We start from the raw sequence: 22,864 nt of genomic DNA, 5'->3' as shown, positions 1-22,864 counted from the left end.
GATTAAATACGGAAGTTCCGTACTGGGAGGTATGGAACCGGGTACCAAAACGGTAGAACCGCCCCGGAAAGCGAGCCAATTAGCGGCTGTAACGTCCGGTTATACGTTTTTTACACTTTCTCTCCGATACCCCACGTAGCCCACCCCAGTCCGGGCAGTAACCCGGCATAGGCGGAAAACGGTGGTAAAGCGACAAGAGCGATCCAGAGTAATGTGTAACAGTCGACGGAACGAGTCCGACCCCTGTCAACAACGAATCGATACAAACGATGAATGGACAAACTGAGGCGGAGCAGTCACTAGCAACTGCTCGGTGCGCTATGGAAGCCAGCGGCAACACGGCCGCTACCGAACTGAATATCCAAAACAAATCAACTCGAGTCTTGGTCGATGGGTCACCGAACTACCGCTGTGATTACTGTGGACAAGTGATCAGCGAACAGATGAAGTTCAGCGCGGTTACGATACGTGATCCGGACGGAGAGATAACGGAGCATTTCTTCTGTGAAGAGGAATGCATGACATCACAATACCCAGATATCTAACATATTTGTTTGGATTTTGATTAGAATAAATCATAGATCTACAACTATATAGCATACAATCCAAGATTTTTGGATTGTATCCGACAGCATAGAAAAGACAGATGACAGGAAATGATAGCATACGAGACAATAGCTGAACTTTCAGCGCAAAAAACAGGTCGTATATATCGGTATCGACACCGAATCCAAACAAATACTCTATAATCTCGTTCTGGAAAATTGGTCGATATATAAATATTCTCGAAATGTTAATATTCGGCGGTACAGAATAAGGGACGGTTTTATATGTTTCCATCAGCCATGACATCGCATGACATGCTACAACGCGAGCAAAGGAATTCTGTACGAAAACCTTCCAACAGACGTACCGAGACCCGAAGAAGAGGAGAGCAAGCTGAGTGCCAGTGACGGCGCCGCAAGCCAAACAGTCGCGAACGACTGAATCTGGAACGTATCTGGTGTCCGACGCTGGAGACTACAGTAACAATTGCAACGATGTACACACTGACCACACTGCCGTCGTTCGATCAGGTGTGCATTGATTTTCAATGGCTACTATAGCTTCGACCTGTACCCACAAAAGAACGTAGCGGTCACTCAGGGTGGGTTCTGTTCCCGAGTTGTCGTTTCGTTTCAGTAAACAGCATCGGATAGGCCACAAATGGGTATAGATTGAACGGTTTTGGTCGTAGATCTGGGTTCTAAGGCGTCAATATTGACCAGTCAGTTTTGTCTGTGTATTGCTTTCCCTCTCGCATTCTGTGCGGCTTCCATTACCGCTTCACTTAATGTTGGATGGGTATGGACGGTGGAGCCGATGTCCTGAAGCTTTGCACCCATCTCGATCATGGCTGCGATTTCTGCAATCAACTCGGATGCCTCCGGACCGACGATCTGTGCACCGATCACACGTTCGGTTTCTTTTGCGGCGACAATTCGGACAAAGCCCTCTGTCCGGTTCGCTGTTAGTGCCCGTCCAGACGCCTGGAACTGGAACTCACCTGTAACTGGAGTAACACCCTCGTTCGCAGCTTCGTGCTCCGTCAGCCCGACGGTTCCGATTTCCGGATCGGTGAACACCGCAGCCGGGAGTGCCCGATAATCGACTGCGGCGGGCTCGCCAGCGATTACTTCCGCTGCGACTTCCCCTTCTTTCGAGCCCTTGTGTGCCAGCATCGGCTCACCCGCAACGTCGCCGACCGCGAAAATGTGCTTCTTGTTCGTCCGGCATCTGCTATCCGTTGGAATGAACCCCTGAGCATCGGTTTCGACGCCGGCAGCTTCGATACCGAGCGTGTCAGTCACCGGGCGTCTACCCACGGCAACGAGTATTTTGTCAGCAGTGAGTTCGATATCGCTATCGTGCGCCGCCTCGTCGGCGGGGACAGCAGTCAGGACGGTCTCACCGTCCGACTCTGCCCAGCTGTCCGCCGTGTACCCGAAGTGGAAGTCGACGCCGAGACGTGCTGCTCGCTGTCGGACTATCGAGGCAACGTCTTCCTGATAGCCGGGAAGTGCCTGCTCAAGGGTCTCAATTACCGAGACGTCGCTCCCGAGTCGGCTGTAGACTGTCGCTAGCTCCATGCCGATGTATCCGGCTCCGACGATGACGAGTTCGGCGGGTACCGTTTCGAAGTTCAGAGCGCCAGCAGAGGAGACGATGGGCTCGTCATCGAAGTCGAATCCCGGAATTTCGATCGGCCGGGACCCCGTTGCGATGATGCAGTGGTCGAATTTCAGCGATTCAGAGCCCTGCCCCTCTCCCTGATGGACGATTCTGATCTTGTTCTCAGCAGCAAATTCGGCAGTCCCTTTCAGCAGATTCACGCCGGCTGCCGTACACAGCTGCTCGATACCGCTCGTTAGTTGGTCGACGATGCCGTCTTTCCAGCTCATCATCTCGTCGAGCGCAACTGTTGGGTCCGCGTAAATCCCCAGTTCCTCCGCCTGGCCCGCCTCCGATGCCAGGTCTGAACCGTTTAGCAGCGCTTTAGAGGGGATACAGCCACGGTTGAGACAGGCTCCCCCGTACGCCCCTTTTTCGACGAGAGTGACATCGAGGTCAAGCTGTGCAGCGCGGATTGCGGCGACGTATCCGCCGGGGCCCGCGCCAATAACCAGTACGTCAGTCGAGGTAGTGACATCTCCGACGACCATTATTCTAGTAGTAGCAGGTTTGGATTTCGCAGGTACTTCTGTATGGAGTTCGTGAACCGTGCGGCGTCTGCGCCGTCGAGTACTCGGTGGTCGAACGACAGCGATAGTGTCATCACATGACGGGGTTCTATCGTCTCTTCACCATCGGCTTCGACAACCCGTGGCTTCTTTTTGATCTCTCCCAGTGCCAGGATTGCGCTTTCCGGCTGATTGATGATCGGTGTTCCGTACTCTCCGCCGATCCCGCCGATGTTCGAGATAGTGAACGTCCCGCCACGCATCTCCTCCGGCGACAGACTCCGTTCTCTCGCTCTCTGGGTTTTTTCGTTAGTTTCCGATGCGACTTCGAGCAGGCCTTTCGCATCAACATCCTCGACAACGGGAACCAGCAACCCGTCATCAGTCGCCGTTGCGACACCGATGTTGTAATACTCCTTTTCGACGATTTCTTCGTTTGCTTCGTCGAGGGAGATGTTTACCTGTGGGTTCTCTTGCAGGGCCGCGGCACACGCTTTCATCACGAACGGCATGTACGTCAGTCGTATATCGTGCTCCTCGGCCTCCTGTCTGAGGGTCGAACGAGCGTCGACCAGCGCAGTCACGTCGACCTCGTCCTGATGAGTGACGTGCGGGGCCGTATATTTCGACTCCGTCATCGCGGCTCCGATCGTCTGCCTGATCCCGTTGTACGGCGTCCGAGACTCCGGGCGCGCCGGCTCGTCAGCCGCTGCCCTCTCGGCTACCGCTTCTTGATCCTTTTTCTGTGCCTGCTGTTGGGCCTCTGCGTACTCTCGGACCGCTTCGAGCGTGACAAAGGGTTCTCCGTCCTTTCGTTCATCAGTTGGGATATTGTCGAGATCGACCCCTTCCTCCGCTGCGACGTGTCTGGTTTTCGGGACGGCCACCGTCGTCTCCCGGTCTGCCGTTTTTCTCGCCTGAACTGGGCTGACAGACTGCGTCGAAGTTGCTTGCTGTTTTTGTTGCTTCGCGGCGGCGGTCCGCTGGTTTGACTGCGCCTGCGTCGAGGAGTGAGAGTCCGTGTTCGCGTACGCGCGGACATCCGACTCCGTTATACGCCCCGGAGACGAGTCCGCAATGCTGGAGATATCGACGCCCAGTTCACGGGCGAGACGCCGCACAGACGGCGAAGCGGCGACTTGGACGTGCTGTGTCACCGCTGGTTCTGACTGCGTCTCTTCGGCTGGCTGTGTTGGTGCTTCGTCGTCGGTTTGGTGCCCGCTGTCCGCAGTGGCGTCGTCTGCAGGCGTTTCAGTTCCGTCCGGTTCGTCTTCCCCTTCGACCCGGAAGACGATAATCACGTCACCGACTGGGACTGTCTCACCTTCCGCGGCACGGAGTTCTTCGACAACACCGTCGACGGGGGACGGGACGTCGACGACGGCTTTGTCGGTCTCGACTTCCGCTACTGGCTGGTCTTCCGAAACTGCGTCGCCCGGCGCAACCCGCCAGCGAAGCAGTTCGCCCTCGGCGACGCCTTCACCGACATCGGGGAGTTCGAATTCACGGACCATGTTAGAAATCGACTGTTTCGCGGATGCCGTCCTGGATACGGACCGCCTGTGGCAGATAGTAATCCTCCAGCGAATGGAGCGGCATGGGGGCATCGAAGCCGGCGATTCGTTTGATTGGCGCTTCCTGATGAACGAGCGCTTCTTCCTGAATCGTCGTTGCGATTTCCGCCCCCAGTCCGCCGGTCTTCGGTGCTTCGTGTACAATCGCGGCTCTGCCGGTCTTTTTGAACGAGTCCGTAATCGTCGCTACATCGAGGGGTGACAGGGTCCGCAGGTCGATGACCTCGACCTCGATGCCATGTGACTGGCTGAGGTTCTCCGCGGCGATCAGGGCGGGCCGGGTCATTGCTCCCCACGTATAGACTGAAATATCGCTTCCCTCCCGCCGGACAGCAGCCTCACTCAGCGACACTTCATACGGTTTCGTCGGGACATCTTCACGGAAGGCGCGGTAGATCAACTTCGGCTCCAGGAAGATGACTGGGTCCGGGTCGTGGATGGACGCTGCCAGGAGCCCCTTCGCATCGTAGGGCGTGCTCGGTGAGACGACCTTGAGGCCGGGCTCGTGCACGAAGAACGCTTCCTTTGACTCGGAGTGGTGTTCTGGGGCACGAATCCCACCGCCGTATGGGGCCCGTATCACCATCGGCACCGAGTACTGCCCCTGGCTACGGCTCCGGAGGCGCGCAGCGTGACTGACGATCTGGTCGAACGCGGGGTACATGAAGCCCATGAACTGCATCTCGGGAACAGGCTTCATGCCGGTCTGGGCGAGTCCAATCGAAGCCCCGATGATTCCGGCTTCTGCCAGTGGCGTGTCGATGACGCGGTCTTCGCCGAACTCCTCGTATAGCTGGTCGGTTGCTCTGAAAACACCGCCGTTCTTCCCGACGTCTTCGCCCAGAACGACGACGCTATCGTCTTGCGACATTTCCGTGTACAGTCCGTCCTGTATCGCCTCCACGAGGGTGAGACGCTGTGCGTTTTGCCCCGTCTGCGTACTGGCTGTCGAACTCATTCCAGCACCTCCGAGAACGCGCCGTCGTCATACTTCTCGCGCAGCCGGTTCAGTTCGTCCCGCTGTTCTTCGAGCCGCGCTGGAACGTCCTCGTACACATGCTCGACGATGTTGTCCGGACTCGTCTCTGTCTGCTCCGCCGTTTCTATCGCCTCGCTGACTTCTTGTTCGATACTGTCCTGGATCTCACTCTCAAGGTCGGAATCGAGGATGCCCTCGTTGTACAGGTACGTTTCAATGCGGTCCACGGGGTCGCGGTCGCGCCAGGCCTCTTCTTCCGATTCGTCTCTGTAAACGGACGGGTCGTCCGCAGTGGTATGCGCACCGAAGCGATACTGGACGGACTCGATAAGCGTTGGGCGTAGCTCTCCGGGACCCGGATTCCGGGCTTTCTCCAGTGCCGCACTGGCGACTTTGTAGACCGCCAGCGGGTCCAGCCCGTCGACTCGAACGCCGTCGATACCGTATGCCTGTGCCTTTTCAGCGATGGTTTCGCTCGCGGTCTGTCGCTCGCGGGGGACCGAAATCGCCCACTGATTGTTGTTACAGACGAACACAGCGGGGACGTCGAACACCCCAGCGAAGTTCAGTCCTTCGTGGAAGTCGCCTTCGGAGGTCGCACCGTCACCGAGGTGACACAGGACGGCCGTATCGGTCTTTCCCTGTAGCTTGTGTCCCCACGCCATTCCCATGGCCTGTGGAACCTGGGTCGCAATCGGAATATACTCCGGCATCACGTTGACGTCGTCGGGGATCGCGTATCCCTCTCGATAGCCTCTCAGTGGCTCGAAAAGGGATGCAAGGTCCATCCCGTGGGCGTACTTCGCCGCGTGCTCCCTGTAGGTCGGGAACAACCAGTCCTGCTCGGCAAGTGCCAGGCTCGTGGCGACCTGTGACCCTTCTTGGCCCGTCATTGGTGCGTATGTCGCTAGCCGCCCCTGTCGCTGGAAGCTGATCGCCCGCTGGTCGAAGTGACGAGCGAGCTTGATTGTCTCATACAACTCAAGTAACTGCCTGTCTGAAATGTCCGGAACAGACGCCTGTGGTAAGACATTTCCTTCAGCATCCAGTACCTGGACTAGATCCGAGTCTTCTCTGACGGCCGCTGGCACGTCCTTGCTTCCTGCTTCGTTTTTCATGTTCATTGTTTTCGATGATGTTTTTTGTATTCGACAGACGCTCCCTCAACAGACCCTGATAACCCGAACAGCCGCTGAGTACGGCTCCCCGAGCGTGTTCAAGGCTGGCGTTTTCCACCGGGCACAGGGACCACCTGTGCGCTGGCAGTCTACGCCAGTTTAAATGTCGAAAATGTGAAAAATGTAGCTGTGGAAGAGGGCAGTGCCCAATCCATTAACTGCCGGGACAGCTGACCTGCAGGGCAGGCGATAGGGTTCAAGCCCGGATGCATATGTGGAGACTGACATGGTAGATACTTATTGTTTGTGCGACACTCGTTCACACGCCACAGTAGCTATCCCGGTATGAGCGGTGACAGTTACTGGGCCAAAGGGACGTAGAGACAGCAACAAGTACAACATATTTGACTATTATATCTACCTTCCCTATCTTGTGATGATTGTAACACAACATATATTCAGACGGTAATACGGATAAGTCGATATAACGAGGTGCTGTGAAGAACTAAATACGTTCAAATATCTACAACTTCACTGAATCCGGGGCTGCAGTGTGGCAATCCGTTCGCTGATTATGGGCCGTCAAGGACTCAACAGCCCGTGCCGGCTCGACGGCCCGTACAGTATCTCGCGTCGGCGCCTTCCTGTGGCAAAAAGCAGTCTCCAAGCCAGTCCTGGGTACAGAGACTACCCGCCGAGGAAGTCCTCGCGAACCTGCTGGTCGTTGAGAAGTGCTTCACCACTGTCTTCGTGTCGGTTCTGTCCCTGCACAAGGACGTAGCCGCGGTCGCACCGCCGCAATGCCTCTTTGGCGTTTTGCTCGACGAGGAGGACGGCGGTTCCGGCGTCGTTGATCTCGTCGATGCGGTCAAACATCTCGTCGACGAGGTCCGGTGCGAGGCCTGCACTGGGCTCGTCAAGCAGTAACAGATCAGGGTCGAGCATGAGCGCACGGCCCATCGCAAGCATCTGCTGTTGGCCGCCTGAAAGTGTACCCGCCTTCTGTTCTGACCGCGTTTCCAGTATCGGGAACCGGTCGTAAACCGCCTGTAGCCGCTCTTCGGGAAACTGGTCCAGCGTGTATGCACCCATCTTGAGGTTCTCCGTGACCGTCAGCGGCTCGAACACGTTGTTGCTCTGGGGGACGAAACTCAACCCATACGAGATGATATCTTCCGGCTGTTCGCCAGCGATGTCCCTATCATTGAATACGATCTCGCCCCCCATGTACGTCGTCAGTCCGAACACTGACTTCATCACAGTGGACTTACCTGCGCCGTTCGGGCCGACGATGGTGATGTACTCACCCTGTCCGACTTCCATATCGACGTCTGTGAGGATCTGCAGGTCACCGTAGCCGGCGTCCAGTTGCTGTACTGACAGCAAACTCATATTTTCACCTCTTCTCCGAGGTAGGCGTCAAGCACTTTCTCATTGTTTTTCACCGCGTCCGGTTGCCCCTCGGTGAGAACGCTCCCCTGGTGCATAACGATGACCGTATCGCAGTTGTTCATGATAACGTCCATGTCGTGTTCGACGAAGAGGAAAGTGTAGCCACGCTCTTTGAGCGTGTGCAACCGGTCGATGAGTTTCTCCTCGAGTGTCGGATTGACTCCCGCAAGCGGTTCGTCCAGCAGCACCATCTCGGGGTCGGTCATGAGCACGCGCGCCATCTCCAGAAGCTTTCGTTGGCCCCCTGAGAGATTGCCGGCGGATTCGTGCGCGACGTGCTCGATCTCGAACAGTTCGAGCATCTCCCAGGCCTGTTCCCGGAGCTCTTTTTCCTGTTCGACGACCTTCGTTCTGGCTCGCGGGAGGACCGCTCGCCAGACTGCTTCGCCGGCCTGGTTCTGTGGTGCCAGCAGCAGGTTTTCCAGCACAGTCATCTCCGATAGCTCCCGTGCGATCTGAAAGGTCCGGACGAGGCCCTGGTTTGCGACCTGATCCGACCGGTACCCCGTTATCTCCGTGTCGTTGAACTCGACTTCGCCCCCGTCCGGCCGTTGCACACCGGTAATCAGGTCGAACGTCGTCGACTTGCCAGCCCCATTCGGGCCAATCAGGCCGGTGATCGACCCCTTTTCGACGTGGAAAGAGACGTCGGCGACAGCGGTAATACCGCCAAACGTCTTTCGTAGGTTCTCCACTTTGAGTATCTGCTCTTGCTGTCCCTTTTGGGTCTGGTCGCTCCGTGCTGAGTGTGCGTTCTTACTCATTGTCGTCCTCGCGAGTCGCCTGTTGTGAGAGGTCAACGCTCGATGCGATTGCTTTTCGATGGCCAAGCAGCCCGTCCGGATGCCGTTGCATGAGATACACCAGGACGATACCTAACAGCATGAGACGGAGCGCGGAGATGCTCACGTCCTGCACGGAATAGGCCAGCAGGGGCGTGATATCAAGGGTCCCCAGCTCGGCAAGCGCACCGACAAGCGTGTCGGGGGCGTTGCTGAGCTGGAGGTACTCTGCCACGACCCGGCGGACGAACGAGGGTCCCTCGAAGAGCAGACTCGCGAACAGGGCACCGCCAACGATACTTCCTGTCGGTGAGCCAGTCCCGCCGATAAACAGGGCAATGAAAATATAGAACGTCTGTATCGGCTTGAACATCCGTGGCGATGCATAGCCTCCGGAGAGCCGCCAAAGGATGGCAATCAGGCCCATGAGCGCACAGCCAAGCGCGAAGGTCTTTATTTTGAACAGGCGCGTGTCTTTCCCCAGTGCCTGCGTGACCTGCTGGTCCTCGCGGATGCTCTTGAGGACCCGGCCGAAGGGTGACTTCCCGATACGGATCATCAGCCAGTACAGGAGGCCGAGACAGAGACACAGCACGACCACGTACGCCCAGCCGATGACCAGCGTCTGCTCGATTCCCAGCGGTTCCACGGCGCTGAACATCGCCGCACCCAGCGCATTGGGCGCTGGGGCTGTTGCGGCCGGGTCTGTGTAAAAGAGAATCCGGATCGGATTCGGTGGCAGGGACAGGCCCGTCGCACCGCCAGTCCCGAATGCGACGCCGGCAATGCGAGTGTTCGCGAACTCCGGGGCACGGAGTGTGAGGCGAACGATCTCCGAGAACGCGACGGTTACGATGGCAAGATAGTCGGCACGAAGCCGGATCGCCGGCAACGCTGCGAGGCCGCCGACGACCCCAGTCACGAGGATAGCAGCCACAATGGCGACCGGGAGCGGCAGCCCGAAGCCGGGCGGACTGGCCGTCACTGGGGCGGTCAGTATCCCCATCGTGTACACACCGATCGCCATGAACCCGGCCGCACCGAGATTGAACAGGCCCGCGTACCCCCACTGGAGGTTCAGTGCGAGCGCTAACATGGCATAGATAGCTGAGAGGAACGCGACACGACGGAGCGTGTTGACGGTACCGTTCAGCTGGAACCCGAGGACGACACTGAAAAGCGCGTACAGTCCCCCGATCGCGAGAGCAAGCGCGACAAGCAGGCGCACGTCATTGTTGCCAAGCCAGCCCTCAGCCCGCGCCTGAATGGAACCCGTACTCATGCCGTCGTCCTCCCACTGAACAGACCCGACGGGCGCACGAGCAGCATGACGATCATAATGACGAATGCCGCAACCAGGAGGAAGCTAGCCGGGATCCAGACGAGTGCGAGTCGACTCGCGATGCCGAGGATGACCCCGCCGACCATTGCGCCGTAGATCGAGCCGACACCGCCGAGAATGACCGCTGCGAACACCAGTAACAGCAGGTCCCACCCCATTGTAACTGTGAGCGTTCCCTGCTGTAACGCGATAAGAAAGCCTGCACACCCAGTAAGCCCGCCGCCGATAATCCATGTGAGCTTGACGACGCGTTCCGTTGGGATGCCCGTGACTTTTGCGAGGTCTTTGTTCGCAGCCATCGCACGCATGGCCGTGCCGATCTTGGTGTACTGGAGCAGAATGTGAGTGCCGAGCATCAGGAGTGCGGCAACGACGACCAGCGTAATCTGGTGCCCACCGAACGTGACGCCCGCGATGGTAAATTGGGGGATATTGCCGCCTGTCAGCCCGCGACTGTCAGTCAGGAACGAAAAGGTGAGGAAATTACGAAGGAACAGTGCGACACCGACACTGGCGATCATCAGCGTCACGCCATCGGCACTGCGCATCGGTTTGAATACGATTCGATCCAGCAAAAGCGAGAGGGCGGCTGTGAGGGCCGCGGCGACGAGCAATCCAGCCAGAAGCGCCAGCGGGGTATTGACAACATTGATGCCAAGCTCATTCGAACCGACTGCGATTGGGCCGCCGATAAGAATGAGCGATTCGACAGAGAACTCTCCCAGCCCGGCAATCAGAAACGCCGTCGCCCATCCGGCGAACGCACCGCTCGTAATCAAGTCACCGTGGGCAAAGTTCGCGAAATTGAGGATACTGTACGTCATCGAGAGGCCGACACCGGCCAGTCCAAGCGACATCCCAAGCACCAGTCCGTTCCAGAGATAACTCATGAGGTCTGTGACGACGATTGTTCCAGTGCCTAACTGTCGAAGGATGTCGAATACGAGAAACACGCCGATAACGGCGAATATAACGAGTACTGGGCGGTTGTATAGTAGATTCTGTCCACGGCTGTAGTAGTCTCGTGCCGCCATATTATCGTGCTCTGTACCCAGTGTTAAAAATCTTGATGTAAAATCGTCATAGAATCACAGGGAACCGAAAATATACGCCCATTTCATGCTAGTGACACACACGATAATGTACAACATATATCAGACATGTAACTAAGTCAGGCGGGCTTTGCAACCGCAGGCGTTGATACCAGGGTTCAGCGTTGATACCAGTAGTCAGTACACAACCGCGGGCGCATACGCTCCCGACTTCGGCAGTGCTCGCTTGAAGCGCATATGTATCTATGTCCACGACGAGAAATATGAAACCGATTGTCGGAAGGCTCAGTCAGTCGCGAGTCCCTGCTGGCGCGCTACAGAGAATCCGTGACCGTTCCCATCACTTCCAGCGCCTCTTTCAGTTCAGCTGTGCTCGTGGCATACGAGATCCGCGCCTGTCCCTCACCGCTCGGCCCGAATGCCTCGCCAGGAACCACGATGACGTCGTTGTCCAGCATCTTCTGGGTCCACCCGTCCGGGACGTGAGGCATCGCGTAGAACGCTCCCTTCGGCACTGGCGTGTCGAGGCCGATATCCTCCAACCCATCGAGAAGCACGTTTCGACGCTCCTCGAAGGCCGACACCATCTCTCGCACCGGTTCCTGTGGGCCGGTAAGCGCCGCTTCGGCAGCGTACTGCGATGGAGCGCTGGCACACGCTTGCACGTACTGGTGCACCCGTAACATCCGTTCGATTCGCTCTGAACTGGCCGCCACCCACCCGAGCCGCCACCCTGTCATCGAGTACGTTTTCGAGCACGCGCTGGCCTGAATTACCCTATCGGAGCTGGCGAACTCCGCCGGTGAGTGGTGTTCACCGTCGAAGACGATCTTCTCGTAGACCTCATCGGAGAGGCAAATGACTTCGTGCTCATCCGCTAGCCGCGCGAACTCCGCCATATCCCGCTTCGATTGCACCGCACCGGTCGGGTTCGCAGGACTGTTAACGATAAACAGTGACGTGTTGTCCGTGATGGCATTCTCGACAGCAGCGGGGTCAAGGGTCAGATCGTCCCGGAGTTCGACCCGCTTTGGTTCGCCGCCGGCGAGTAACACCAGTTGTTCGTAGGCCAGAAACCCGGGGTCGGGGCAGAGCACTTCGTCACCTGGCTGGACGTGGGCTTCTATGGCGACGTGAATCGCCTCGCTTGCGCCGGCAGTGGCGATGATGTTTTCGGGCGGTATGTCCTGTCCGTTGTCGGTGGCGTAGCGTTCACTGATGGCTTCTCTGAGTTCTGGAATGCCCTTGTTGGACGTGTATGAGTCGCCCATCCCATTCTGAATCGCACTCGTCGCTGCCTCCCGGGCGTGTTCTGGCGTTGGGAAATCAGGCTGACCGAGACCCAGGTTTATTGCGTCTTCGCCTGCCGCCTCGAAGACTTCTCGGATGCCGCTGATATCCATCTCTTCGACGCGTGCTGCGTACTGAGACATCAGTTCATGAGTATAACGGTATTTGATTATAGTCTTTCGGTTGTACGACAGGTGCCGTTCCCCCAACCTTGCCAGACAGTATGATGAACATGTTCTATCTGAGCCACGGCAATGGTACAAAACCCACCTAGACTGTCGTACTGAGGGGAAATTGTAGTCAGAGGAGAAAGCCCAGCGGTATTTCGGTTACACCTCCACCTGCTCGATATTCTCTGTGCCGTCCTCCGTGTACCTGAAGTAGTTGTACACGGCGCTGGCCAGGTCCCCGTTCTCGTCGAACTCAACCGGGCCCGAGACGCCCTGGTAATTGATTTCGTTCCCGTCGGCCGCCAGCGAAACACCCTCTCCAAGGTTTTCGGGTCCGACTGTTTCGCCGCCGGGATCTGTGACCGCCCGCATTTGGTCTCGGATTGCAGTCCCGTCATCTTCACCGGCTGCCGCGCGTGCCAGCAGCAGAACCGCCGCAGCATCGAACGACTGCTGATTGAACGGTCCCGGTGCAGAGCCGTACTCCTCCTCGTATGCAGATCTGAAGTACTCGATCCCCGGTCCGGCCGAGGACGGATTGGTCCCGCGAACGTTTGTCATGTCGTGGCCCACATTCCCGGGCAAGTCATCGGCCCTGAGTCCGTCCGGCACCAGGATATCCATGTCCGCTCTGTCGAAGTTCTCGTAGAAGTTCCGGAAGATCTTGTTCCCACTCTCCGGATAGCCGATAATCACGAGCGTCTCCGGATCACCGTCAAGCACGTTCTGCAACTGGGAGGTGTACGAGGACCGACCCGCCGAGTACGAGACCTGATTCAGGACCTCACCACCGTACTCCTCCTCGAACGTCTTCGTGAATCCGTTCGACAGGCCGTTCCCGTACGCGTTGTTGAGAAAGAGGATAGCTGCGCTCTCCTTCTCGAGCCGTTCGGCTGCTATCTGTGCCAGCAGTGACCCCTGCAACTTGTCCGTGGGGGGCGTCCGGTACACGAAGTCGTTATCCTCCAGTGACGTGACATCCGGCGACGTCGCCGATGGTGAGCACATCACGGTCTGGTTCGGAATTGCGACGTTCTCCGCGACCTGCAGTGTCACCGATGACGCCAACCCCCCGCAAATCATCGGGTAGCCACCGTTCACGAGGGCTTCCGCACCACTCACACCCCGACTGGGCTTGGTCTCCGTATTCTCAAACTGCGTATCGACTGAGAACCCGTTGTCCGCGTCTCGGACCTGTTTTACGGCTAGTTCTGCTGCGTCCCGAATCGCGGGACCCACTTCGGATAGACCACCTGTGACTCCCATTAGGATACCCATGCTGATGGTGTTCTCGCTGCCACCATCACCACCATCTGCCGAACAGCCTGCAAGTCCGACAGCGCCTGCGGCACCAATGCTCTTCATGACAGTTCGACGGCTGACTGTATCGTGCATCGCAACACTACCCATGACACCATCTTTCGTGATAAACGTTATTATGAACCGAAGCGGTTCTGCTCAGAGACGAAACGGGCCCTGAGAGGGACGAGTCCGATCCGAGCTGATCTCGAACACAGCGATACGCAGAAGACTCTCAACAGACGTACCTGTATTGTCAACGCTGTCGTGTGCGCACCGCGCCAGTACCGATACTCGTTCGAAACATACGAACGGTGTCGGCGACAGGGCGTTCGACGTGCCCTATAACCGTTACAGCGCACTTCTGGCCCAGATAGGTACGGGTAGCCGATGCGAGAGTGCTGGTTTGAGCGTCCAATCGAGCACCAGCACCGGACTAGCCATACCGAATGCGCAGTCCGGTTCTCGTATCGGAATGGGCTCTCAAATTCGGCGATCAGTCGTCACTCTCCGCTCGGACAGGCAGCTATCCGGAGGACTCTAGTATATAAATCAATCATAGATCGTAATGGTTCGAATTATTCGAACGGACTCACAGCCACGCTCACTGAACCTTCGGTATGTAGTTCGGTGAATGAGTCCCCAGCTGCTACGGACTCCCCAGAACCGCTACTGCCTCTACAGCATTGAAGAACCGATAGTTCCGCTCCAAAGAAGGGTTATTCGTCGATGTAAATAACAAAGATATGAGGACAATGACAACCGAGCCTGCACAGCAGGGTACTGTTACATCTATATGAGTGTAACACTATGCGAAAATCGTGCGACAAACGCTGTTACAACAGTAACGCTGTAATCCGCCAACCGTAGTATCCAATACTCCAAGGTTCAGGTGTCTTACTCAGTAGGTGAAGTCAAACTTAGAAGGTCTTTACCGACAATTTTCCTAATTTATCCTTTCAGTCAGTATATGAATCTAGGGAGTCTGCACTGGAATTTACTCTGTTCTAACTATTAGAACAGTTTTCGGGAGCAATAACAAGGAATCCGAGCGGTCAAAGGACCGAGTCCGCTAGAAACTGGTACTATGACTTTGTCGAATTACTTGAACACCGCGGCAGGACATCGAGTTTCGCAGGGCCCCGAATAGTACGTCCGTTCACCGGGATTGGTGCAACGTTGACCCCAAACTCTATATCTTGGGAGTTACCCACAGTGGGACGTAACGCGATAATGACTCTCAAATTCACTACCCATGACTGAAACAGGAAAGCGCCTTGTCGAAGAACTGGACGAGCAAGGCGTCGAGTACGTCTTCGGATATCCCGGCGGTCGTGCCATCGAGATTCTCGATCACGTCCCGGAGGCCGACGTCGAGATGGTCCGACCACGCGATGAGCGCGAAGCCAGCGTCATGGCCGAAATGCACGGGCGACTCACCGGCAACCCCGGGGTCCTCGCGGGGCAAGGCCCCTGGATCGGCAGCCTCGGCGCAATCGGCCAGATGGAGGGCAAGCTCGCTTCGTCACCGATGGTCGTTATCACCGAGGCCAGCGAGCGTGGCGACTATTCCACACTCGCGCCGTACCAGCAGGCTCGCGGTGACTACGGCGGGCTGGACCTGCCGTCAGCACTCGACGCCTACACCAAGGAAAACTGGTTCCCGCGCTCACCGACGGAGACGGTGCGAAGCCTCCAGCTCGCGTTCAAACACGCGACTGCCGGCCGGCCGGGGCCAACGGCAATAATCCTCGACGGCGATGCCGTCACCGAGGAGATGCCCGAAGACCCGATTCCGCCGGTCTGGGACGGTCACGATCAGGTGCAAAACTGGGAATCGCGACCAGCCCGCGAGGACGTCCAGACAGCGATAACAGCCCTGAGCGAGGCCGACCGACCGGTCATCATCGCCGGCAACGGCGTTCACGCGGCCGACGCCTACGACCAGCTCGAAACTGTCGCTGAGGCTACTGATGCCGTCGTCACTACCTCCTATCTCGGCAAGTCCACGTTCCCCGAAACCCACGACCTGGCCGCGGGCGTTATCGGCTCCTTCGGGCACGAGGGCGCAAATCAGGTCGTCAGCGAGGCAGACGTCCTCCTCGTCGTGGGTTGTCGCATGAACCCGATGGACACGAACTGGCAGTCCCCGGAGTTCATCCGACCCGACGAGCAGACAATCATCCACGCTGACATCGACACACGCAACGCTGGCTGGGTCTACCCCGCAGATGTTGCACTCATCGGTGACGCCGCACAGAGCCTCGACGACCTGGCGGCAAACCTCCCCGAGAGCGCTGGAAACGACTGGGCGCGCGACCGTGCGGCCGCGGCGCAGGAGTCGTTTTACGCCCCCAGATGCGAGTCGGACGCGTCGCCAATCAAGCCACAGCGGGCGGTCAAAGAGATAGAGACAGTGGTTGATTCGGAGACCATCGTGACCGCAGACTCGGGCAACAACCGATTCTGGTTGCTGAACTACCTCCAGACACCGGACACCGGGACCTACTACGGCAGCGGTGGCGTCGGCGCGATGGGATGGGCAACGCCAGCCGCGGTGTCCGCCGCCATCACGACGGAGAAAGATGTCATCGCCGTCGCCGGCGACGGTGGCTTCACGATGACGATGACGAGTGTGGAGACAGCCGTCGAGAACGGCGTCGCGCCCACGTTCGTCGTCCTCAACGACACCAGCCTGGGGATGGTCCGTCAGATGCAACACGAGGCGGGCGACATCGCTGGCGTCGAGTTCCACGACACCGACTTCGTGAAAGCGGCCGAGGCGTTCGGCGCTGAAGCGACACGAGCCGTGACGCCTGCTGAACTCGGGGATGCACTCGCCGAAGGGACCAGCGCCGATGTCCCGTTCGTCATCGACGTTCGCATCGACCGTGACGAAGAGATGGTCGAGTCCCTCCAGTCGTCGTTCTACAAAGAAGTCGGCGGACTGCACGAATGACGTCCCAGACACGGGTTAGCAAAGAATATAAATCAACCACGGAACACACACTGATATGACAATGACAGATACGACGGTGCTTGTCACTGGTGGAACCGGCTTCCTCGGCTCGTATGTGGTCGAGGACCTCATCGAACACGGCCACGACGTCGTCGCCTACGACCTCTCGACGGACGACCACATCCTATCGAAGTTGGGTGTCGCCGACGACGTGACCATCCGGCGCGGTGATGTCTCCGAGGCGACGGATGTGATTCGTGCCGTCAAAGAGACGGGGACGACACACATCGTTCACCTCGCGGCACTGCTGACGAACACAGCACGGGACAACCCGCGGGCTGGCCTCGATGTCAACATCAGGGGGACGAACAACGTCTTCGAGGCCGCACGCACCCTCGACGACCAGATCGAGCGTGTCACCTGGGCCTCCAGCGCGGCGGTGTACGCGCCGCCACACAACTACGCCGCCGAGTACGTCGACGAGAGCGAACTCGTCTATCCTGACACGCTCTACGGCGCGACCAAGGAGTACAACGAACATCAGGCCCGTGTCTACCACGAGGACTACGGTGTTGACCACGTTGGACTCCGTCCGACAGTCGCGTACGGCCCCTACCGCGAAACCGGTGGGTCGGCGTTCCTCGCAAACATCATCGAGAAGCCGGCACTCGGCGAACCGTTCAGCGTCGAGTACGGTGATCAGGTGATCGACTGGCAACACGCCCGCGATATCGCACAGGCGTTCCGGAAAGCAACGTTCGTTGACGAGGACGACCTCAGCCAGCGCATCTACAACGTCCGCGGCGTCCTTGCGACTATCCGTGAAGCCGCCAACGCTGTCCGGGAAATCGTCCCGGACGCCGACCTCGATGTCTCCGACGAGGGCGAACTCCCCTGGACGCAGAATCTCGATATGACTGCCGCACAAGAGGACCTCGGCTACGAGGTCGAGTACGACCTCGAATCCGGGTTCCGGTCCTACATCAACACGCTCCGGGAAGAGAACGGGCTCGAATCGCTCTGACACTGGCCCGCCGGCTGTGTGCGTGCTTCCGAACAGGAGTGGCTGCGAGCGTGTTTGCCTCATTGTATCAGGGTGAACCCGGTGTTTGATTAGGGACCTCCGTGTACGCACAGGTGATGTACGAGCGCGACTTCATGGAAGGAACGCGTGGCACCATGCCGTCGACTGGGAAGAGCGGATCGACGTCCAGCGGATGCGACGCGAGCGCAAAGAGCGAGCCCTCGACCGACTGCAGGACTCCGAAATGGGGTCGATGCTGCTTATCAATGACCCGAATGTCCGGTACGTCACTGGGCTGGCGATGACCGGTGGGAGCGGGGCAGATCACTACACGCTCCTGACCGAAGACGGCGACGTAGTCCACTGGGACACTGCGGACCACGCATCGAACCAGCGGTTCAACTGTCCCTGGCTCGACGATATCCGGTATGCCTGTCCCGGACTCGGCAACGTTCCCCGGGCGTCAGGCAGCGCTTCCGCGCGCGACTGGCTCAAAGACAAGATGGCCGAGACGGTGTACACCGCCATGGAAGAGTACGGTGTCGATCGGGAGCCGATGGGTATCGACGTGGGGAACGGGACACTCATCGAGAAGTTCGAGGACCGCGGCGTCGATGTCGACACCAGTGCAGCGACCGATATCATGCTCGACGCGCGGAAGACCAAAACCCGCGACGAGGTCGAGTGTCTGCGACAGGTCGCTGCTATCTGTGAGGCAGGCTTCCAGAGGATTACGGAGAGTGCGAAGCCAGGCAAGCGCGAATCGGAAGTCTGGGGCGACACGGTCGGCGAACTCTGGGGCCACGGCGCGATGGCCCAGGGCGGCTACGTGACCTCTGGTCCGAACACCTGGCCGAAACATCAGGCGAACACGACCGACCGAATGATCCGGCCGAACGACCTCGTCTACGCGGATTTCTACAACATCGGCTATCTGGGCTATCGCTCCTGTTACTACCGGACGTTCAGCATGGGTGAACCGACGCAGGCACAGAAAGACGCCTACGAAAAGGCGCGTGACGACCTCTACGACGTCCTCGAACGAATCGAGCCGGGGGCCACGACCGACGAGATCTGCAAAGGATTCCCCGACAGAGAGGGTGAGCATATGGACTGGTACGACGCCGACGAGTTCTGGCAGATGACGACCAACCACTGGGCCCATGGGCTGGGGCTACAGCTCTACGAGACGCCGCTCATCTGGCGCGGGCTCTCGCCGGACCACCCGATCGAAATCGAGGAGGGCATGACGATGGCTGTCGAGACGATGCAGCCCGCGGAGCGACAGGGCGTCCGCGTCGAAGAGATGGTCGTTGTCCGCGAGAACGGCGTTGAGATCCTCAGCGAATGGCCCGTTTCGGAGATCACGCGGATAGACTACTGACTGGCAGGCATCTTGGCCGGTCTCACGCACTGTCTGGTCGCCGGCGTGCCACTACCGTTAAGTCGGTCGCGCCGTTACGGAAATTTATGCAACTGGGAACAGGCCTGTTTACCTGTCAGCAGCGCCCGGACGACGACCGCGAAACCAGCGATATTTACGACGAAATGCTCGAACTGGGGGAAGTTATCGACAACGCGGGTCTCGATAGCGCCTGGGTCTCAGAGCATCACTTCCTCGACGACGACTATCTGTCGGGCGTCACACCGGCGCTTGGGGCGTTAGCCGCAGTCACCGACGACATCGAAATCGGGTCCTGCATCGCACTCGCGCCGCTGTACGATTCGATCCGGCTCGCCGAGGATATCGCAACGGTGGACCAGATCTCCGGTGGCCGAACGACGCTCGGGATGGCAATCGGGTCCAACGTCTCCGAGTTTGACGCCTTCGGGATTCCTGACGACGAACGGGCCGAGCGGCTAGCCGATACGGTCGACACACTTCGAGGGGCCTGGTCTGACGGGCCGCTCGGCTACGAGCCGGAATTCCATGACATCTCGTCGGACGTCACTGTGACACCGAAGCCTGCACACGACGTTCCCCTCATGCTCGGTGGGGCGTCGCGGCCTGCCGTCCGGCGAGCCGCCCGGACCGCTGACGCATGGTGTGCCCCGTCGTCGCTGTCAGTCGATGGCGTCCGCAAGCGCGTCGAGGACATCCGTAACGTCCGTGACGACGAGGATATCGAGGGCGACTTTCAGGTGTACGTCCTCCAACACGGGTTCGTCGGAGACTCCCGCGAGGACGCGTGGGAGCGGATGCGCGACGGCTACCTCTACATCCAGCGCCGGTACGAGGAGATATTCTCCGGCGAGACCGTTGCGGAACTGGACGAAGACCGCAAACAGGAACTCAAAGAGCAGGCTATCTTCGGGACACCCGATCAGGTCACCGAAGAACTCGAAACGTACCGCGAGGCGCTGGGCGACGACATACACTTCATCTTCCGGACGTATCACCCGGGAACCGGAACGCAGGAGATGGCCGAGTGTATCCGGCGGCTGGGTGAAGAGGTGCAGCCGAAGGTCAGCTAAGGACTGGCACGTCGTGTCGGTGACTGCCGAGACGCCAGACGCAGTCCGGACCGAAGGGGCTGAGACACCATGAGCGCCAGTGAGTCCCTCGGTACCGCCCGTGTGGTCCGGCACCGTGTGAACACCAATACTTATTTCCCCTGATGAAAAACCGGTTGAATGAGTATGGACATCGAAGCGTTCTTCGAGAACATGCCGTTTGCCGACCTGCTCGATATCGAAATAACCACAGTCGACAACGGGTACGCCGAAGGGCATATCCAAATGCGCGAAGAGCTGTCGTGGAACGAAGAGCAGATAATGGCCCACGGCGGCGTCACGTTCACGCTCGCAGACACCGTTGGTGGGGCCGCTCTGGTGTCGCTCGTCGACCAGCCGGTGCCGACCATCGATATGCGCATCGATTACCTCGAAGCCGGGACAGGGGACCTCCGAGCAGAGGCGGATGTGGTTCGCCACGGCGGTGACGTTGGCGTCGTCAGCGTCGAAGTGTACGCTGAAGACGGCACACAGGTCGCGGACGCACGCGGCGTCTACAAGACGGGGTAGCGCAACCAGACGGGGTCGCTCAACTGCAGCGACTGCACAGCTTCCGACACTGTCACAGCCACTTGAATCCAATGTCAGATTCACTCACAGCACTCGACGAGGTACGGTACGAACCGAGCGAGACGTTCGTGACCGAGAGCAACGTCTACGCGTTCATGCAAGCGCACGGCATCGAGACCTTCGAAGACTCCACAGACGGACGGTCACCGATATCGACGGTGAGCCGGCGTCCGGACTTGACTGGTTCTGGGACGAGATAGTCGACTATCTCGACCTGGAGTTTTACGAGGCGTACGAGCAAGTCCGCGATGACACAGATGGTCCGCAGTTCACGGACTGGTACGTCGGTGGGGAACTCAACATCGCGCACAACGTCGTCGACCGTCACGCGGCCCCAGATTCAGAGACCCGAGATACCGTCGCGACAATCTGGGAGGGTGAAAACGGGACAGTCCGTAAAATAACCTATCACGAACTCCACCAACAGGCCAATCGCGTCGCCAATGCACTCGAAGAGCGCGGTGTCGGACCCGGTGACACCGTCGGGCTGTACATGCCGATGGTCCCGGAAATCGTCCCATTGCTGTATGGCTGTTTCAAAGTAGGTGCGATTGCCGTCCCTATCTTCTCCGGCTTCGGGGTCGACGCGACAGCAACTCGCATCGAAGACGCCGAGTGTTCAGTCCTGTTCACCGGTGATGGTTTCTACCGCCGGGGAAGCGAAATCGACCTGAAGTCGGCCGCAGACGAGGCTATCGAAGCGGCGGGCCACGTAGAGCACACAATCGTCTACAATCGGCTGGGTTCTCGGGAATCCACTCTCTCGTGGGACCCCGCTCGTGACGAATGGTGGGCGGATGCAGTCGGTTCCCAAACTGCCGACTACGAGACCCAGTCGCTCCCCGCCGACCACGAGTCGATGCTGCTGTACTCATCTGGGACAACAGGCAAACCGAAGGGCATCGTCCACACGCACGCCGGCGGGCTCGTCCAGCCGGCGAAGGAAATCTTCTTTTCGTTCGACCACAAGCCCGCAGACCGGTTTTTCTGGGTCTCGGACATCGGCTGGATGATGGGGCCGTGGACGCTGATCGGCAATCACGCCCACGGTGGCACCGTCTTCCTGTATGAGGGGGCCCCCGACTATCCCGAGCCGGACCGGTTCTGGGAAATGATCGACACCCACAATCTGTCGGTGTTCGGGATTTCACCGACGGCGATCCGTTCGCTACAGAAACACGGCGACGAGTGGCCGGATGGGCACGACCTTTCGACGTTGCGCCTGCTGGGTTCAACTGGCGAGCCGTGGGACCCGGACTCCTGGGAGTGGTTTCTGGAGAACGTCGGCGACGGCACGACACCGATTATGAACATCTCCGGCGGAACGGAGATATTCGGCTGTTTCCTGCAACCGACGCCGCTGCATTCGCTGAAGCCGGGGACGCTTGGTGGTCCGGCGCTCGGCATGGACATCGACATCGTCGATGCACAAGGGGAATCCGTTGCCGAAGCCAACGAGAAGGGGTATCTGGTCTGTCAGTCGTCAGCACCGTCGATGACAAAGTCGCTGTGGAGCGGTGACGAGCGGTACCTCGAAGAGTACTGGTCGCGGTTCGGCGATATGTGGGACCACGGCGACTGGACACAGAAAGACGAGGACGGCTTCTGGTTCTTACACGGTCGGTCGGACGACGTGCTCAACGTCGCCGGCCGGAAGGTCGGCCCGGCCGAGGTCGAGAGCGCACTCATCGAACACGATGCGGTCAACGCCGCTGTTGCCATCGGTGCGGACGACAAAACGAAGGGGACCGCGGTTGTCACATACGTCATCCTCAACGAGGAGTACGAGGCGTCAGACGACCTTCGAGAGACGTTGCGCGCGCAGGTCGGGACCGCGCTCGGCAAGCCGTTCCGACCGCGTGAACTCCACTTCGTCGACGCGTTCCCGAAGACCCAGTCGGGAAAGATTGTCCGTCGAATCGTTCAGAACGTCTACGAGGGGACAGCACTGGGGGACCTCTCGAGTATCGAAAACCCCGACGCGATCGACGAAATCGACAACGCGCGCTGAGATAATTC

Annotated in this window: 14 protein-coding genes and 2 pseudogenes; 6 read left to right on the top strand and 10 right to left on the bottom strand. The window is 58.6% G+C overall.

Annotation, left to right across the window (positions count from 1 at the left end):
• Nucleotides 1–1,268 precede the first annotated feature (1,268 nt).
• The 10 genes from lpdA to GJ630_RS02135 form a co-directional block, all read right to left on the bottom strand.
• Nucleotides 1,269–2,702: a dihydrolipoyl dehydrogenase gene (gene lpdA, locus GJ630_RS02180; RefSeq protein WP_191449319.1), complete on the bottom strand. Its 1,434-nt coding sequence runs from the start codon at nt 2,700–2,702 to the stop codon at nt 1,269–1,271.
• Nucleotides 2,702–4,234 (bottom strand): dihydrolipoamide acetyltransferase family protein, encoded by a 1,533-nt coding sequence (locus GJ630_RS02175; protein WP_146418191.1) that lies wholly within the window; start codon nt 4,232–4,234, stop codon nt 2,702–2,704. The genes lpdA and GJ630_RS02175 overlap by 1 nt, the downstream gene beginning before the upstream one ends.
• Nucleotide 4,235: 1 nt before the next feature.
• On the bottom strand, nt 4,236–5,252 hold the full coding sequence (locus tag GJ630_RS02170; RefSeq protein ID WP_014030852.1) for an alpha-ketoacid dehydrogenase subunit beta: 1,017 nt from the start codon (nt 5,250–5,252) through the stop codon (nt 4,236–4,238).
• On the bottom strand, nt 5,249–6,397 hold the full coding sequence (pdhA, locus tag GJ630_RS02165; RefSeq protein WP_050036575.1) for a pyruvate dehydrogenase (acetyl-transferring) E1 component subunit alpha: 1,149 nt from the start codon (nt 6,395–6,397) through the stop codon (nt 5,249–5,251). The genes GJ630_RS02170 and pdhA overlap by 4 nt, the downstream gene beginning before the upstream one ends.
• Nucleotides 6,398–7,078: 681 nt before the next feature.
• Nucleotides 7,079–7,783 carry an ABC transporter ATP-binding protein gene (locus GJ630_RS02160; protein ID WP_014030854.1) on the bottom strand — a complete coding sequence of 235 codons (705 nt, stop codon included), beginning with the start codon at nt 7,781–7,783 and terminating at the stop codon, nt 7,079–7,081.
• Nucleotides 7,780–8,607, bottom strand: coding sequence for an ABC transporter ATP-binding protein (locus tag GJ630_RS02155; RefSeq protein ID WP_014030855.1), 828 nt, complete (start codon nt 8,605–8,607; stop codon nt 7,780–7,782). The genes GJ630_RS02160 and GJ630_RS02155 overlap by 4 nt, the downstream gene beginning before the upstream one ends.
• Nucleotides 8,600–9,907, bottom strand: coding sequence for a branched-chain amino acid ABC transporter permease (locus GJ630_RS02150; RefSeq protein WP_014030856.1), 1,308 nt, complete (start codon nt 9,905–9,907; stop codon nt 8,600–8,602). Before GJ630_RS02150 ends, GJ630_RS02155 begins: the two co-directional genes overlap by 8 nt.
• A complete protein-coding gene (locus GJ630_RS02145) occupies nt 9,904–11,001 on the bottom strand; it encodes a branched-chain amino acid ABC transporter permease (RefSeq protein ID WP_050007348.1) in 1,098 nt (365 codons plus the stop codon). The genes GJ630_RS02150 and GJ630_RS02145 overlap by 4 nt, the downstream gene beginning before the upstream one ends.
• Before the next feature lie 332 nt (nt 11,002–11,333).
• Nucleotides 11,334–12,452, bottom strand: coding sequence for a pyridoxal phosphate-dependent aminotransferase (locus GJ630_RS02140; RefSeq protein ID WP_014030858.1), 1,119 nt, complete (start codon nt 12,450–12,452; stop codon nt 11,334–11,336).
• 186 nt (nt 12,453–12,638) lie between these two features.
• Complete coding sequence (locus tag GJ630_RS02135; RefSeq protein ID WP_050038221.1) at nt 12,639–13,844, bottom strand: ABC transporter substrate-binding protein; 1,206 nt, start codon at nt 13,842–13,844, stop codon at nt 12,639–12,641.
• Between the two features lie 1,189 nt (nt 13,845–15,033).
• Between GJ630_RS02135 and GJ630_RS02130 the strand changes: the two genes are divergently transcribed.
• The 6 genes and pseudogenes from GJ630_RS02130 (at nt 15,034) to GJ630_RS02105 (ending at nt 22,856) form a co-directional block, all read left to right on the top strand.
• Nucleotides 15,034–16,737 (top strand): thiamine pyrophosphate-binding protein, encoded by a 1,704-nt coding sequence (locus tag GJ630_RS02130; protein WP_014030860.1) that lies wholly within the window; start codon nt 15,034–15,036, stop codon nt 16,735–16,737.
• A 61-nt stretch (nt 16,738–16,798) separates the two neighbouring features.
• Entirely contained in the window at nt 16,799–17,761 is a 963-nt protein-coding gene (locus tag GJ630_RS02125) for an NAD(P)-dependent oxidoreductase (protein WP_191449326.1), read from the top strand.
• Between the two features lie 116 nt (nt 17,762–17,877).
• A pseudogene (locus GJ630_RS02120) lies at nt 17,878–19,145 on the top strand (M24 family metallopeptidase).
• A gap of 86 nt (nt 19,146–19,231) precedes the next feature.
• Entirely contained in the window at nt 19,232–20,236 is a 1,005-nt protein-coding gene (locus tag GJ630_RS02115) for an LLM class flavin-dependent oxidoreductase (protein WP_191449318.1), read from the top strand.
• A gap of 165 nt (nt 20,237–20,401) precedes the next feature.
• Nucleotides 20,402–20,785, top strand: a complete 384-nt coding sequence (locus GJ630_RS02110; RefSeq protein ID WP_014030864.1) for a PaaI family thioesterase — start codon at nt 20,402–20,404, stop codon at nt 20,783–20,785.
• Between the two features lie 71 nt (nt 20,786–20,856).
• Nucleotides 20,857–22,856: pseudogene (locus GJ630_RS02105) on the top strand (AMP-binding protein).
• Nucleotides 22,857–22,864: the final 8 nt, after the last annotated feature.

It is taken from the genome of Haloarcula sp. CBA1122 (assembly GCF_009741785.1).
Lineage (GTDB): Archaea > Halobacteriota > Halobacteria > Halobacteriales > Haloarculaceae > Haloarcula > Haloarcula hispanica.
Note: the sequence above shows the minus strand (reverse complement) of the source record. Positions and strands in the feature narration are given on the sequence as shown.